Below are 14,527 nucleotides of genomic sequence, written 5' to 3' on the forward strand. Positions count from 1 at the left end.
CGGGCAGGCCGAGCCCGACGGCGGCCGGTACGACGGCGCTGATGCTCTTCCGCGACGTCGTCGCCATCGCCGGGGCACCGAGGCGCGCGCTCTGCGGGACGGCGCTCCGGTGGATGACCGACCTGCCGGCCGGGCGCCCGGGGGACGCGGGCTGACGCAGCCGCGCGCGGGTGCCGCTCCCGGCGTCAGGCGGTCGCCAGGGCCGCCCGGACCGCCCGCTCGACCAGGATCGGCACGAAGGCGTGGACGCGGGCGCCGGCGAACCGGGCGCGTTCGTGGTCGACCAGGGCGTGGAGCCGGTCGCGCGGGACGCCCGGGCAGTCCCGGTCCAGCCGGTCCTCGAGCTGGGCCAGGTGGGTGTCGAGCTGTTCGGACGCCATCGTGTCCAAGGTCGGAGTGCTCATTTCGGAACCTTCCTCCGCGTCGAGGGTGCTGAAGGGAACATGCCCCTGGAGACGGCCTGCGGATGAACTGGAGATGAACAACGGGAAACCACGGCATGGAACCCGCCGTGAAGGCCATCCACGGGTGATGACGCGGCCCCCGCAAGATCGTTACCCTGGCCGGACTGGGGGCCGCCGACGACGAGGAGCGCCCGTTGACGACCGTCACCCAGACTCCGTGCTGGACGATCTCGGTGTCCGGCGACACCGTCACCTTCGCCCACGGCGGCGGCCCCGGCGGCCCCGGCGCGCCGCGGGTGTGGAGCGGCCACGGCCTGGCCGTGCCCGAGGCCGCCCTCCCGGGCTTCGGCAAGGCCCTGGGCGAGGTGATGAAGCTGCCCCGCTACTGGTCGGCGCGGGCGCGCAGCGAGGACCGCTCGGCCGGCGACCAGGCCGTCTGGTCGGTTCCCCGGCTCGATCCGGACGACGACTTCGTCTACCTCGCCGGGCCGTGCCGCCACCCGGAGGGCGACGCCGGCTACCGCCCGGTCCGGGCGTTCACGCTCGACCTGGTCCACGTCCGCGGGCTGCGGGTCCGGATCGCGTCCTACCTGCAGGCCTGAGCGGGCCTCACCGCCGCGGCAGCACCAGCAGCGCGTCGCCGACCGGGCGTTCCCCGGTGGCGTCCGACGGTGAGCTCACCAGCTTCCCGCCGATCGCCATCGCGGTGGAGCCGCCGCCGTCGAGGTTGATCGCGTCGACCGCGCCGAGCCGGGCGAGCAGTTGCGCGCCCTCGATCAGCGAAAGCCCTTCGCTGTACCCGGGTTGGCGGCCGTCGGCGGTGACGATCAGCAGCCGTCCCCGCCGGTCGAGGCCGACCATCGTCCGCGGGTTGCGCTTGACGCCCCAGCCGTAGACGAACGACGGGTCGCCGGGGTGCACGATGCCGTCCGCGGCCGCGTTCACCGCGATCCGCCCGCCGCGGACCAGCCACGGGCCGCCGTTCACCACGCCGGCCGGGTGGATCGGCCGGGCGCCGTCGAAGAGCCGCGTCTCGACGCGCAGCTTCGTCCCCGGCCGCGCGTGGCCGGTCAGCCAGGCCGCCGCCGCGCCGATGCCCTGCACCGTGTGGCCGGCCGCGGGCACGTCGCCGCCGGCGGGCCGCAGCGCGGTGACGACGTCGTGGGCGTCGAGCACGGCTTCGACGCCGTCGCCCGCGGGGGTCGGCGTGCCGAGCTGCGGCGTGAAGAGCACCAGCTCGTCCGGGTCTGTGCAGGTCATGTCGTGCAGCGGCCGGGGCTCGCCGCAGTTGCGGATGACGCCGGGTTTGCGGTTGACGCCGTCGACCTCGCGCCCGCCGACGGTGACCGCGGTCCGCGGGACCCCCAGCGACGGCCGCTCGCCGAGCATCAGCGCCGGCCGTCCGGCCGTGGCTTCGCTTTGCAGCAGGCCCTGGTAGACGCCGACGCCGGCCGGTTCGCCGGGGATGCCGTCGCGTGGGTCGATGACGAAGAAGCCGCCGTTCGTGCCGACGAGCGCCCCGGCGGCCGCCGCCAGTGCCGAAGTCGTGCGCCGCCCCGCCACCGATGCGCCGTGGGAGGCGGCGACCTGCCCGGTGAACCGCCGCGGGTCGACGACGGCGACGCGCACGCGCTGCGGGCCCCGCGCCTCGGGGCCGTCCTGCCCGGTCCATTCGACGGTGCCGGTGAACCCGTTCGCCGTCATCGCGCTCGCCGTCGCGGCGGCCTGCGCCCGGTCCGCGAACGAGCCGACCCGCACCCGCCAGCCGAGCGCGCCCCGCGGCGTGTCGGCGAACGCCGGCCAGTCGACCTCCTCGGCGCGGGCGGCAAAACCCTTGCCGCGCAACGCCGTCACCAGCGATTCCGCGTGCTCGCGGGTGCCGAGGGCGGACGGCGGGGCGTCCGGGTCGGGGCTCGACCCGCCGGGCACCAGCGTGGTGACCGTCCACGTGTTCCGGCCGGTGCCTTCGCCGAAAACGGTGGTGTGGACGGTCACGCCCGGCGCGAGCGACTGAGCGTCCCCTTCGGCCGAAGCGGGGGTGCTCAGGGCCACGGTGAGCACGGCGGAAAGGGCCAGCGCCTTCGTCTTCACGCGAGGCAACGTACCCGGGCCGGGTGAATTCCGGGTGGACTTGACCGGGTCGACTGCCTCAATGATTATTGAGTCAATGGATGGTGAGTGGTCGTCGTCGGTGGTGGCGCGGGCCCGGGTGCACGCGGCACTCGGCGAGCCCGCGCGGCTGGCGATCGTGGACCGGTTGCTGCTCGGGGACGCCTCGCCGGGCGAAATCGGCCGGGCGCTGGGCATCCCGAGCAACCTGCTGGCGCACCACGTGAAGCTGCTCGAACAGGCCGGCGTCCTGGACCGGACGCGGTCGGAAGGCGACCGGCGCCGGACCTACCTGCGGCTGGGCCCGGACGCGCTCGCCGGCTCGGCTTCCCCGGGCGCGGTGCGCGCGCCCCGGGTGGTGTTCGTGTGCACGCACAACTCGGCGCGCTCCCAGCTGGCGGCGGCGCTGTGGAAACGCCGCAGCCGGGTGCCCGTGGCGTCGGCGGGAACCGAGCCCGCCGGGCGGGTCCACCCGCTGGCCGTCGCCACCGCCCGGCAACACGGGTTGTCGCTGGCGCGGGCGCGCACCACGCACGTCGCCGCCGTGCTGCGGCCCGGCGACCTGGTGGTCGCCGTCTGCGACACCGCGCACGAGCAGCTCGGCGACCCCGCCGGGCGGCTGCACTGGTCGGTGCCCGACCCGGCCCGGGCGGGCACCGGCACCGCGTTCGAGGGCGCCCTGCGCGAGCTGGCCGGCCGCGTCGACCGGCTCGTCCCCGCCGTCCGTTCCCCGGGAGGAAACGATGCCTGAACCCCACCCGCCCACGGTGCTGTTCCTGTGCGTGCACAACGCCGGGCGGTCGCAGATGGCGCTCGGGTTCTTCCGCCACCTCGCCGGCGACGGCGCGGTCGCCTGGTCGGGCGGGTCCGAGCCGGGTGCCCGGATCAACCCGGCCGCGGTGGAGGCGATGGCCGAACGCGGCATCGACATCACCGGCGAGTTCCCCAAGCCGTGGACCGACGAGATGGTCCGCACCGCCGACGTCGTGATCACCATGGGCTGCGGCGACACGTGCCCGGTCTTCCCCGGCAAGCGGTACCTCGACTGGACCCTCGACAACCCGGCGGGCAAGGGTGTCGAGGAGGTCCGCCCGGTCCGCGACGAGATCGAACGCCGCGTCCGCGGCCTGCTCGACGAGCTCGGCGTCCCCTGCAGGAGCACCGCATGGGATCGCTGACCCGCAAGCTGGGCGCCGAGTTCCTCGGCAGCGCGCTGCTCGCGGCACTGGTGATCGGTTCCGGCATCGCCGCCCAGCGGCTCTCGCCGGGCGACGTCGGCCTGCAGCTGCTGGAGAACGCCGCCGCGACCGCGGCCGGGCTGTACGCGATCATCCTCATGGTCGGCCCGGTCAGCGGCGGGCACTTCAACCCCGTGGTGTCACTGGCCGACGCCGCGCTGGGCGGGCTGCCGTGGCGCACCGCGCTGGCGTACATCCCCGCCCAGGTCGTCGGCTGCGTCGCCGGGGCGGTGCTCGCCAACGTCATGTTCGCCGCTGCGCCGGTCAGCATCAGCACGACCAGCCGGGCGAGCGTGGCTCACGGGATCTCCGAGATCGTGGCCACGGCTGGGCTTTTGCTGGTCATCTTCTCCCTGGCGCGGACCGGTCGGACCGACCGCGCCCCGGCGGCGGTCGGGGCCTACATCGGTGCCGCGTACTTCTTCACCAGCTCGACGAGCTTCGCCAACCCCGCGATCACCGTCGGCCGGATGTTCAGTGACAGCTTCGCTGGGGTTGCTCCGGGTTCCGGGCTCTTTTACGTTGGTGCTCAGGTTGTCGGTGGCTTGGTTGGGGTGGGGATCATTCGCGGTCTGTATCCGGATGCCGTGGTTGCTCTTTCCCCGTCTGTGGCCAGGTTTTAGGGATACGGCAGCGCCGATTGCCCGTACCGCGCGGTTGTCTGGAACTGTTCGGTCACCGGTCTGTTCCGCCTGGAGCATCCGGCGGATGTTTCCGAGTCTTCCGCTGAAGTTATGGTGAAACGGGCGCGGGCGTTGAATCCCGGCCGGAACCTGGACGGCACACCCATCGCCGCCGTCGCGCCCGCCACCGGTGCGGCGGCTCGGGACGGTTCGTTGAGCAACCCGATGATCGACACGATCGTCGCCCCAAGGTCAGCCGCGCAGGCCAACCCGGCTAAACCGTCACCTCGACCCGTTCGGCCGACTCCGGCTCAACTTTCCTCCGCCGCCGGCGCCGGGAAACGATCAACCCGGCAACCACCCCCGCAAAAAGCAAGAGCAACCCCACCAAAGTCCAAGGCACCGCCCACGAGTACGTCGTCGTCTCCGCTGCCCCCAACGGCGTTGTCGAGCCCGCCGCGTCCGTGAGCAACGGAACCAGCGTCACCGTCGCCTGCAGGTACAACGCCGGTGTCACCCCCGGCACCGGCACCGAGACACTCCACCGCTCACCGGGGAGGAGCTGCGGCGAATCCGGGATCTGCCCGGCCGGCACTTTCCGACTCCCGAACGGCCCCGAAACGACCACCGACTGGCGGGCCGCGACAACCGCGTTGCCCGTGTTGTGGATCGTGTACCTCACCGTCGCCTCGCCTGTGCCGAACGGGTTCGGCGTGCCCGTGTAGGCCACCTCCGGGGTGTCGGCCGACAGGCTCGGATGGAGGTCGGCGCCGACGCGGAGGTGGATCCGGATGCCGAGGCGGCGCTCGGTGTTGCCCTGCGTCACCGCGGTGAGGATGCCTCCCACGTGGTCGCCGGCCGGGGCGCCGGGTGGGACCGTCAGCGAAAACGGCACCTCCGTTGTCTGTCCGGGTTGGACGGTCACGTGGTCCTGCGCCGGGTGGACCCACGCACCCACGCCCGTCGACGGCTTGTCCCTGGCCAGCAGGTCGAGCCGGCCGGCGGCCGTCGTGAACGCGTCCGCGCTGTACACCGCCAGCTCGAGCGGGGCCGTTCCGTGGTTGGCGATCCGCACGCCGTCGTCGAGGTGGTCGCCCGGGTTCGCCGTGTAGCTGTAGTTGTCCCGGTCGGCGCCGAAGTCGCCGTCCGCCGTCGTCACCGTCCACGGCACCTCGTCCTGGGCGGCGGCGGGACCGGCGAAAGGGAAAACGAGGGCGAAGGCGAAGGCGAACAGCAGGGTCGCGCGGGGGATGGCGTGCATGGGGCGTCCAGTCCGGAAAGGGGGTTCCGCGGGGTGGAGCAAGCCCACCCCGCGGAACCGGAAGGAGGGTCAGTTCAGTGCGGTGAGGGTGCGACCGCCCACGGCCGGCTGCTCGAGCCAGCACGGCTTGCCCGGCGGCGTGTGGCCGTGGCCGCCGTACGGGTGGATGACCACCTTGTCCACAGCAGAGCCGACCGGCTGGGCCGGGGTGGCGCCGCTGTCCGGCCCGCACCACGAGACCTTGCCCAGCTCGACCGCCGCGTTCGGGGCGGCGCAGGTGCCGCTGCGGAGGTTCTGCACCACGAGCTTGTCGTCACGGACGCCGACCTTGACGTACGTGCGGACGTGCTCCTGGTTCTCCACCGAGTTGGCCCAGTGGTTGTCCGGGTTCAGCGGGTCGGGCCCGTAGTTCGGGTCCTGGCCGGTGTCCGGCTCGGTCAGGTCGTAGTACTTCGAGCCCGACGCGGAGTTCGCCGTCACGTAGACGACGCCGCCGGGACCCTGGGTGACCTGGGTGGCACCCGGCTGCTCGGCCGGGTTCGCCTTCTGGCCGTTCTTGATCACGTAGCTGCGGGAGTAGCTGTGGTCGTGCCCCTGCAGCACCAGGTCGACTCCCAGGTTCGAGAACGCCGTCGGGAAGTCCTGGCGGCGCTGCTGGTTGTCCTTGTCGTTGGCGTGGTCGGCCGGCGAGTAGATCGAGTGGTGGTAGACCAGCACGGTGTACTTCGCCTTGCGGCCCTCCTTCTTGACGACGTCGGTGACGTACCCGATGTGCGCCTCGTCGGAGCCGGTGGCGTAGGCGTTGCTGTTCAGGTCGATGAACAGCACGTCCTTGTAGCGGAACCAGTAGTCGCCGCCGGAGCGGACGGTCGGGTCGCCGTTGTAGTACGCCGACGAGCGGTCGGTGTTCGGCGTCCAGAAGTGCTGCTCGTAGGCCTTGCCGCCGACGTCGTGGTTGCCGATGGTCGCGGCCCACGGGTACTGCCGCAGCTTGTCGGGCGCGAGGAACGCGTCCCACTGCGTTTCGGTGTTCGCGGTCTCGACCTGGTCGCCGCCCGAGACGAGCAGCTCGGCGTCCGGGTTGGCGCCGAGGGCGACGTTCAGCGTGTCGGCCCAGCCGGCCCCGTCCTTGGCCACGTTGCCCGACGAGCCGATCTGCGGGTCGCCGAAGAACAGGAAGTCGAAGTCGCCGCGGAAGTCCTGGGTCTTGAACGCATACACGGGGGACCAGCTGCCGCCGGCACCGACGCGGTAGGCGTAGCCGGTGCGTTGACGGAGGCCGTCGATCGTGGCGTGCGCGTTGAAGCCGCCGTTGACGCTGTTCGCGGTGACGGTGGCGGGGAACGTCTGCGCGTTCGGCGGGAACTTGCCGCCCTTGACGCGGTCGGCCGGCGCGACCTGCACGACCTGGGCGGTGTTCGAGGAGGAGTACCAGCTCACGACGCGCTGGGACTCCTGGGCGCCGACACCGAGGACGATGCCGGACAGTTTGACGGGCTCGTCGGCGGCGGCCGCCGTGACCGGGCCGGTGCCGAACGCCACGGCGACGCCCAGTGCCGCCGCGGTGAGACCGCGAGCGACGCGGCGCGAGGCGGGTGCCGCGGCCGCGATCGATCTGAGGAACTTCATCGAGTTGAGTCCGTTTCAGGTCAGAGGGGTGGAGATGACCGGGGGAGAGCGTTTACGGCCCCGATGTGGGGCAGGTGAACGAAGCCGGGCGCGCCGGTTGCGTCCGCCGGAAGAACTCGCGGGTCACATCCCGGAAACGCGCTGCACGAACCAGGTCAGGCCGATCACCGACACCGCCGCGGCGATCGCCCCGGTCGTCCAGCGCGGCGCGCCGGGGGACCGGCGGCGCAGCAGGACGAGCAACGGGAACACCAGCGCGATGAGCGCCAGCTGCACGGCCTCGATGCCGAGGTTGAAGACGAGCAGCGACCACAGCAGCGTCCACGACCACGCGGCGTCGATGCCCAGCGCCGAGGCGAACCCGAGTCCGTGGGCGAGACCGAAGCAGAACACGACGCCGAGCCGGATCCAGCCCGCCCGGTCCAGGCTGAAGTGGCCGTCGCCGGCGTCGAGACCGGCCGTGCCCCGCCACAGCCGGACCAGCGGCCACGCCGCGACGACGGCGATCGACAGCGCGATGAGCGGCTCGATGACCGCGGCGGGCACGTGCACGAGCCCGAGCGCGGCCAGCACGAAGGTCACCGAGTGGGCGAGGGTGAACGTCGTCGCCGCGAGCACGATCTCGCGCAGGCGGCGCGACCCCGCGATGAGCGCCAGCAGGAACAGGATGTGGTCGAGCCCGGTGAGCAGGTGCTCCGCGCCGAGCCGGAAGAACTCCCCGAACCGGGTGGTCCAGGCCTGCCTGGTGGAGATCGACGGCTGCCGCGCGTCGAGCGCGGCGCTGCCGGAAGTCAGGTCGAGGGCGTAGGTGACGATCGTCTTCGTGTCGCGGACGTACTGCTCGGAGTCCGGGAACAGCGCACCGGACACCTCGTGCGCCTCGGCGTCCGGGCACCGGAAGTCGAGGACCATCCGCGCGTACGGCACGCCCTCGCGCTGCTCGATCGCGAAACCGCCGTCCTGCGCCGGCGTGCAGGGCCGGCCGTCGGCGGTGACGCGGAACCGCTCGGTCACGTACCCGGCGACCGAGGTCGCGTGCGCCTGCAAGGCGGCGGACTGGGCGGCCGCGTCCCGGGCGTCGAACGCGGCGGTGCCCTGCCGGAACAGCGGATCGTCGCGCCCGGCGTCGGCGGCCGAGACGACGAGCAGGTCGTACTCGAGGCCCAGCGAGGCGCGGACGTGTCCCCGTTCGGGTGCGGTCAGGTCGGCGTACACGGTGCTCGAGAAGCCGTGGGCGGAGGCGGGGGCGGCGCCCGGCAAGGCGGCCAGGGTCGCGCACGCGGCGACGACGAAGGCGGGGACGAGAAGTCGGCGGGCGACCGGCATGGGTTCCTCTTTCTGCGGTGCGACCCGCAGCCTGCTGGCGCCAGGCGAACGGCGGGGGGACCGCGGGCGAACACCCGGCGACCGGATGCCGACGGACGTCGCACGCGGCTCGCGATCGGGTAGGAAGGGGACGACTTCCGCGTCTCGAAAGGACCATCAGCGTGCGCTTCCGGGCTGCCGGCACCCTGGCCGCGATCGCCGTCCTGGCCGCCGGGTGCGGCTCTCCCGGCGACTGGTCCGCGCCCCACCCGGCGCCCAGCGCGGTGGGTGTCCTCGGCCCCGGGTTCGTCACCACGTCGCCGACCCCGGAAGCGACGATCACGCCGAGCCCCGGGTCCTGGGACGGGGTCCGGCCGTCGCCGGGCTACCGGGTGGTGCTGCTCACCGCCGGGGACGACGCGCCGACCCGGACGCTCGTGGCCGCGGTGACGAGCTGGGCCGAGCAGGAGCGGGTGAGCCTCAAGACCGTCACCGCCGCGGACCCCGGCCGGTTCCCCGAAAGCATCGGCGAGGCCGTGCGGCTGGCGCCCGACCTGATCATCACCGCCGGCCAGGACCTCGTCGACGCGCTGGCCCTGGTCACGGCCAACCACCTCGACCGGCAGTTCCTCGTGCTCGGGGCCGAGCTCGCCGAGCCGACCGCGAACGTCACCGCGGCCGGCTGGCCGGGCGCTTCGTTCCGCGGCGAGGGACTCGGCACGTCCACGGGCTACGACCCGGCGTCGTTCACCCCGGCCCGCGCGGCGGCGGCCGTCCGCGCCGGCGTGGCGAGTGTCCTCAACGGACTGACCGGCATCGTGATCCGGCTCCGCTGAGGACCTTGCGATGATGGGGGAGTGGACCTTTCGGACGGCTGCACCCGCTGCTACTCCGCCGGCGAGCTGACGCTGCTCGCCGGCGAGCCCGCGGCCGTGCCCGGCCGGCTCGTCGCCTCGGCCCTGTCCGACGCCGGGGACCACTGGTCGGCGCAGCAGTGGCGGTTCCTGTTCCGCCGGTTCGCGCCCCGCCTGGCCACCTTGCTGCGTGCCGGGGAAGGCGACCGCGCCCTGCTGCTGCGCGGGCTCGGCCCGGCGTACGCCGACCTCGCGAGCTGGCCCGCCGGCGAGCGACGGGACACCGAAACCGCGTTGACCGCCGTCCTGCTGGAGGTGCTGGAAAACGAGCCGTCCGGCGAGCTGGTGCGGCTGCTCGGCGGCCTGGCGTGCGCCTCCGACAACCTGCGGCCGTGGCTGGCGCGGCTCGACGCGGCGCGCGGCCCGGCGGCCGAAGGCGGCGTCGTCCGGCTCGCGTTCCGCTGGGTCACCGACCTGCTGTGGGGCGAGGACGACTGGTTCGCCTGGTGGTACCCGGACGACCCCGTGACGCCGGTCCGCGCCTGGACGATGGGCGCGAAACCGGCGGTGGAAGCGTTTGCCGCAAGGCACCCGGAGTGCAAGACGGCCCGGGACGCCCTGATCGCCTACGGCTGCCTGGAGCGGGGCGAAGACAGCCCGTGGGTGTACCCCGGCTACGCCTGGGACTGGTGGGAGCGGCGAGGCCGGCCCGGCTCCTACGGCCGGCCGGCGCCGAGCTGAGCCGGCTCAGGCGTCGGGGTTCCAGCTGAGCAGGCGCACCCGGCTCACCGTTTCCAGGTGCTCCTTCATCGCCGCGGCGGCCGCGGCGGCGTCCCGCGCCCGGACGGCGTCGGCGATCCGGCGGTGCTGGGTCAGGGAGCGGGGCGGCCGGTCCGGTTGCTGCAGGGATTCGTGCCGGCTCTCGGCGACACCCGCGCGGATCTCCTTCATGAACTCCGCGAGCAGCGCGCTGTGCGCGGCCGCGGTGATCGCGGCGTGGAACCGGCGGTCGCCGTCCTCGCCGCGTTCGCCCGCGTCGATTTCGGTGCGCATGGCGTCGAGGGCGGCGTCGATCTCGGCCAGGTCCTCGTCGGTGCGGCGCAGAGCGGCGAGCTCGGCGAGCTTCGTTTCGATCGCTTCGCGCGCGTCGAGCACGTCCGGGAGGCGGCGGCGCCGGTCGACCAGCGCCGCGACCGGCTCGGGGTTCAGCGTGTCCGTGCGGAGATAGACGCCGCCGCCGTGGTGGCTTTCGACCAGCCCCTGTACCTCGAGCACGACGATCGCCTGCTTGATCGAGGCGCGGCTGACCTGCAGCCGTTCGGCCAGGTCCCGCTCGGACGGCAGCCGGTCGCCCGCCTTGAGGCCGGCGCCTTCCACGTGCTCGCGCAGCTGGGCCATCACCTGCTCGTACAGCCGCGGACGGGTTACCGGACGGAGCGAATCGGACACACGACCCCCTTGACAGACGGCCGTCAGTCTAGCAGTGTGCCGGATCACTGACCTAGTGGCTAAGTGGCTGAGCCAATGGAGGCTTTCATGTCGCGACCCGCCCCCGACCGCGTGCACCGCAGGCGCGCCGTCATCGCCAGCACCGTCGGCACGACCATCGAGTGGTACGACTTCTTCCTCTACGGCACGATCGCCGCCCTGGTCTTCCCGAAGCTGTTCTTCCCCGGCAGCTCGGCGAGCGCGGGCGTGCTGGAGTCGTTCAGCACGCTGTTCGTCGGGTTCGCCGCCCGCCCGGTCGGCGCGGCGATCTTCGGTCACTTCGGCGACCGGATCGGCCGCAAGGCCACCCTGGTGACGACGCTGCTGCTGATGGGCTTCGCCACCGTCGCCATCGGCCTGCTGCCCGGCTTCGCCGCGCTCGGCGTCGCCGCGCCGATCCTGCTCACCGTGCTGCGGGTCGTGCAGGGCATCGGGGTCGGCGGCGAGTGGGGCGGCTCGGTGCTGATGTCGATGGAGTGGGGGAGCGCGAAGCGCCGCGGGCTGATGGCGAGCCTCCCGCAGCTGGGCGTCCCGCTCGGCCTGCTCCTGTCGACCGCGATGGTCAAGCTCTGCACGTCGGTCAGCGGCGCGGAGTTCGAAGCGTGGGGCTGGCGCGTACCCTTCCTCGCCAGTGTCGTGCTGATCGGCATCGGGCTCTGGGTCCGGCTGAAGGTGGTGGAGAGCCCGGACTTCGCCGCCGTGAAGGTGACCCGCGCGGTCGAACGCCGTCCGGTGTGGACGGCCATCCGCAAGCACCCGCGCGAAATCCTGACCTCGGCGTTCGTCCGGCTCTCCGAGCAGGCGCCGTTCTACCTGTTCATCACCTTCGTGCTCACCTACGGCACCAAGGAGCTCGGGATGCCCCGCGGCGAGCTGCTCGACGACACCCTGATCGCGGCGGCCGTCGGCCTGGTCAGCGTGCCGCTGTTCGGGCACCTGTCCGACCGCTTCGGCCGCCGGCTCGTCTACGGCGTCGGGATCGTCTGCACCGGGCTCTACGCGTTCCCCTACTTCGCCCTGCTGGACACCCGGTCGTCGGGCATGGCCCTGCTGGCGATCGTCGTTTCCCTGCTGGTCCACGACATCCAGTACGGCCCGCAGGCGGCGCTGATCGCCGAAAGCTTCGGCACGAACGTCCGCTACAGCGGCGCCGGGCTCGGCTACCAGCTCGCCTCGGTGATCGCCGGTGGCCCGGCCCCGCTGATCGCGGCGGCGCTGTTGCAGGGCACCGGCTCCAGCGTGGGGATCAGCTGGTACATCGTGGGCTGCGCGGTGCTCTCGCTGGGCGCGCTCGTGCTGATGCCCCGGCGGGTCCCGGACGCCGTGCCGGCCACGGTCGTGGCCACGCCGGAGTCGGCGAAAGCCTGATCGCCGCCGCGCCTCCGTCGTCCCGATGACGGCGGAGGCCTTCCCTTCCTCCAAGTGGCTCAGCCACTTAGCCAATAAGGAGACGTCGATGACCAGCTCGGCCTGGGCGGAGCACCCCGGGGCCCTCGGTGGCCTGCGCGTGCTCGACCTGTCCCGCATCCTGTCCGGCCCGTTCTGCACCATGACGCTGGCCGACCTCGGCGCGGACGTGATCAAGGTCGAGGACGCCCGCGGCGGCGACGACACCCGCTCCTGGGGCCCGCCGTTCCAGGGCGGCACCGCCGCGTACTTCCTCAGCGTCAACCGCAACAAGCGCGGGGTCGCCCTCGACCTGAAGGACGCCGACTGCCGCAGGCTGCTGTGGGAACTCGCCGCCACCGCCGACGTCGTGGTCGAGAACTTCCGGCCCGGCACCGCCGCCCGGCTCGGCTTCGGCTACGACGACGTCGCCGAGATCAACCCCCGCGTCGTCTACGCGTCGATCTCCGGCTACGGGCAGACGGGCCCGATGAGCGGCGAGGCCGGGTACGACGCGATCGCCCAGGCGCTGTCCGGGGTGATGAGCGTGACCGGCGAAGCGGGCGGCCCCCCGGCCCGCTTCGGCGTGTCGGGCGCCGACCTGGCCGCCGGGATGTGGGCCACCGTCGGCATTCTGGCCGCCCTGCACGAGCGGGCGCGCACCGGCCGGGGCCAGTGGGTGGACATTTCGCTGCTGGACGGCCAGATCTCGTGGCTGACCTACGTCGCCTCGGGGTTCTTCGCCACCGGCGTGACGCCGGGCCGGTACGGCTCGGCGCACCCGACGATCGTGCCCTACCAGGCGTTCCCGACCGCCGACGGCCACCTGATGGTCGCCGCGGGCAACGACGGGCTCTGGCGGCGGTTCGCCGGCGCCGTCGGCCTCGGTGACCTGGTCGAGGACCCGCGGTTCGCCACCAACCCGGACCGGGTCCGCCACCGCGGCGAGCTGCTGCCGATGATCGAGGGAGCCCTGGCCGAACGGTCCGCGCAGGAGTGGGCGAAGCTGCTGGCCGAGGCCGGGGTGCCGGTCGGGCCGATCAACACCGTCGGGGAGGCGCTCGAGCACCCGCAGGTCGTCGCCCGCGGCATGGTCACCGAGGTCGAGCACCCGACCGCCGGGACCGTCCGGACGGTCGGGTCGCCGGTCAAGCTCTCGGCCAGCCCGCCGCGGGTGCGCACACCGCCGCCTGGCCACGGCGAGCACACCGACGACGTCCTCAGCGCCGTCGGTGCCGGTCCCGAGCTGCTCGCCGACCTCCGGTCCCGGGGAGCGCTGCGATGACCGCCGACCTCGCCACGGAGCTCGTCGCGTCCACTGTGGACGCCGGGGTCGGCACGGTCACCCTCGGCTCCGGGCGACGGCGCAACGCCCTCACCCGCACGGCGTGGACCACGGTCGAGGAGGTCGTCACCCGGCTCGGCGCCGATCCGGCCGTGCGGGTGATCGTGCTCCGCGGCCGCGGCGGCACCTTCTGCTCGGGCTCGGACCTGACCGAGTGGGCCGGGGCCGGCGTGGACGCCGTCGAGGATTCGTTCGCCCGCATGGAATCGGCGTTCCGCGCGGTCGAACGCTGTCCCGTGCCGGTGGTCGCGGCGATCACCGGCGTCGCCGCCGGCGCGGGCTGCCAGCTCGCGCTCGCGGCCGATCTGAGGTTCACGGCGGACTCGGCGCGCCTCGGCATGCCGATCGCCCGGCACGGCATCCTCGCGAGCCCGGCCTTCGCGGCCCGGCTGAGCACCCTCGCGGGCCCGGCCCTGGCCCGCGAACTGCTCTACACCGGCCGCCTCCTCGACGGCCCGGCCGCGGCGGCGGCCGGCCTGGTGAACCGCTCGCTCCCGGACGAGGAGCTCGACGCGGCCGTCGGCCAGGTGGTGACGGCGATCGGCGCGCAGCCGCGCGTCGCGGTCCTGGCGGCGAAACAGGCGGTGTCGGCGGCGCTGGCCCCGGTCCGGGCGGCGACCGCGCACCGCCCGACGCCGGCGGTGTCCCCGCCGGAATTCCGCGCCGCGGTGGCGGCGTTCACCGGGTCGCCTTGAGCACGGGACCCGCGAACGCCGGCACCGCTGTGCCAGCGTCGGCCGAACGGGAGCCGGATGGGAAGACTGTCGACGCGGGAACTCTCGCGATCGGCTACCCGGAAGACGGTCCGGACGACGGATGGCCCGTCGTCCCGGCGCACGGCTTCCCGTTCGACGTGCACGCCTGCGACGAGGTCGTCCCGTGGCT

At 73.3% G+C, this 14,527-nt stretch carries 15 protein-coding genes; 9 read left to right on the forward strand and 6 right to left on the reverse strand.

Translation table 11 applies throughout. The features are described 5' to 3' along the window. Positions 1-185: 185 nt before the first annotated feature. The gene (locus ACH54P_RS47995; protein WP_489909985.1) at positions 186-404 is read right to left on the reverse strand and encodes a three-helix bundle dimerization domain-containing protein; all 219 of its coding nucleotides are present in this window, start codon (positions 402-404) and stop codon (positions 186-188) included. Positions 405-598: 194 nt separating this feature from the next. On the opposite strand from ACH54P_RS47995, the gene ACH54P_RS48000 reads away from it, so the two are divergent. Further along, the gene (locus ACH54P_RS48000; protein WP_489909986.1) at positions 599-1,006 is read left to right on the forward strand and encodes a hypothetical protein; all 408 of its coding nucleotides are present in this window, start codon (positions 599-601) and stop codon (positions 1,004-1,006) included. 7 nt (positions 1,007-1,013) lie between these two features. Here ACH54P_RS48000 and ACH54P_RS48005 read toward each other — a convergent pair whose 3' ends face one another. After that, complete coding sequence (locus ACH54P_RS48005) at positions 1,014-2,495, reverse strand: phosphodiester glycosidase family protein (protein WP_489909987.1); 1,482 nt, start codon at positions 2,493-2,495, stop codon at positions 1,014-1,016. 76 nt (positions 2,496-2,571) lie between these two features. Here ACH54P_RS48005 and ACH54P_RS48010 point away from each other — a divergent pair, with 76 nt between their 5' ends. Genes ACH54P_RS48010 through ACH54P_RS48020 form a run of 3 tightly spaced genes read left to right on the forward strand, consistent with a single transcriptional unit; the run spans position 2,572 to position 4,374 of the window. Beyond that, a complete protein-coding gene (locus ACH54P_RS48010) occupies positions 2,572-3,264 on the forward strand; it encodes an arsenate reductase/protein-tyrosine-phosphatase family protein (protein WP_489909988.1) in 693 nt (230 codons plus the stop codon). Next, positions 3,257-3,691, forward strand: coding sequence for an arsenate reductase ArsC (locus ACH54P_RS48015; RefSeq protein ID WP_489909989.1), 435 nt, complete (start codon positions 3,257-3,259; stop codon positions 3,689-3,691). The genes ACH54P_RS48010 and ACH54P_RS48015 overlap by 8 nt, the downstream gene beginning before the upstream one ends. Further along, positions 3,679-4,374, forward strand: a complete 696-nt coding sequence (locus ACH54P_RS48020) for an aquaporin (RefSeq protein WP_489909990.1) — start codon at positions 3,679-3,681, stop codon at positions 4,372-4,374. Before ACH54P_RS48015 ends, ACH54P_RS48020 begins: the two co-directional genes overlap by 13 nt. A 274-nt stretch (positions 4,375-4,648) precedes the next feature. On the opposite strand, the gene ACH54P_RS48025 is transcribed toward ACH54P_RS48020, so the two are convergent. The 3 genes from ACH54P_RS48025 to ACH54P_RS48035 all read right to left on the reverse strand — a co-directional run bounded on the left by ACH54P_RS48025 (position 4,649) and on the right by ACH54P_RS48035 (position 8,590). Continuing rightward, entirely contained in the window at positions 4,649-5,635 is a 987-nt protein-coding gene (locus tag ACH54P_RS48025; RefSeq protein ID WP_489909991.1) for a WxL protein peptidoglycan domain-containing protein, read from the reverse strand. Positions 5,636-5,704: 69 nt separating this feature from the next. After that, on the reverse strand, positions 5,705-7,264 hold the full coding sequence (locus ACH54P_RS48030) for a purple acid phosphatase family protein (RefSeq protein ID WP_489909992.1): 1,560 nt from the start codon (positions 7,262-7,264) through the stop codon (positions 5,705-5,707). A 123-nt stretch (positions 7,265-7,387) separates the two neighbouring features. After that, complete coding sequence (locus ACH54P_RS48035) at positions 7,388-8,590, reverse strand: HupE/UreJ family protein (protein WP_489909993.1); 1,203 nt, start codon at positions 8,588-8,590, stop codon at positions 7,388-7,390. 161 nt (positions 8,591-8,751) lie between these two features. On the opposite strand from ACH54P_RS48035, the gene ACH54P_RS48040 reads away from it, so the two are divergent. Next, complete coding sequence (locus ACH54P_RS48040; protein ID WP_489909994.1) at positions 8,752-9,405, forward strand: type 1 periplasmic-binding domain-containing protein; 654 nt, start codon at positions 8,752-8,754, stop codon at positions 9,403-9,405. A 21-nt stretch (positions 9,406-9,426) separates the two neighbouring features. Then, positions 9,427-10,164, forward strand: coding sequence for a hypothetical protein (locus tag ACH54P_RS48045; RefSeq protein ID WP_489909995.1), 738 nt, complete (start codon positions 9,427-9,429; stop codon positions 10,162-10,164). Between the two features lie 6 nt (positions 10,165-10,170). Here ACH54P_RS48045 and ACH54P_RS48050 read toward each other — a convergent pair whose 3' ends face one another. Then, positions 10,171-10,872 carry a FadR/GntR family transcriptional regulator gene (locus ACH54P_RS48050; RefSeq protein WP_489909996.1) on the reverse strand — a complete coding sequence of 234 codons (702 nt, stop codon included), beginning with the start codon at positions 10,870-10,872 and terminating at the stop codon, positions 10,171-10,173. Between the two features lie 87 nt (positions 10,873-10,959). Between ACH54P_RS48050 and ACH54P_RS48055 the strand changes: the two genes are divergently transcribed. The 3 genes from ACH54P_RS48055 (at position 10,960) to ACH54P_RS48065 (ending at position 14,337) form a co-directional block, all read left to right on the forward strand. After that, positions 10,960-12,279 carry an MFS transporter gene (locus ACH54P_RS48055; RefSeq protein WP_489909997.1) on the forward strand — a complete coding sequence of 440 codons (1,320 nt, stop codon included), beginning with the start codon at positions 10,960-10,962 and terminating at the stop codon, positions 12,277-12,279. A gap of 88 nt (positions 12,280-12,367) precedes the next feature. Continuing rightward, entirely contained in the window at positions 12,368-13,582 is a 1,215-nt protein-coding gene (locus ACH54P_RS48060) for a CaiB/BaiF CoA transferase family protein (protein WP_489909998.1), read from the forward strand. Then, the gene (locus ACH54P_RS48065; RefSeq protein ID WP_489909999.1) at positions 13,579-14,337 is read left to right on the forward strand and encodes an enoyl-CoA hydratase/isomerase family protein; all 759 of its coding nucleotides are present in this window, start codon (positions 13,579-13,581) and stop codon (positions 14,335-14,337) included. Before ACH54P_RS48060 ends, ACH54P_RS48065 begins: the two co-directional genes overlap by 4 nt. Positions 14,338-14,527: the final 190 nt, after the last annotated feature.

Source organism: Amycolatopsis sp. N2S4-7, assembly GCF_058119595.1.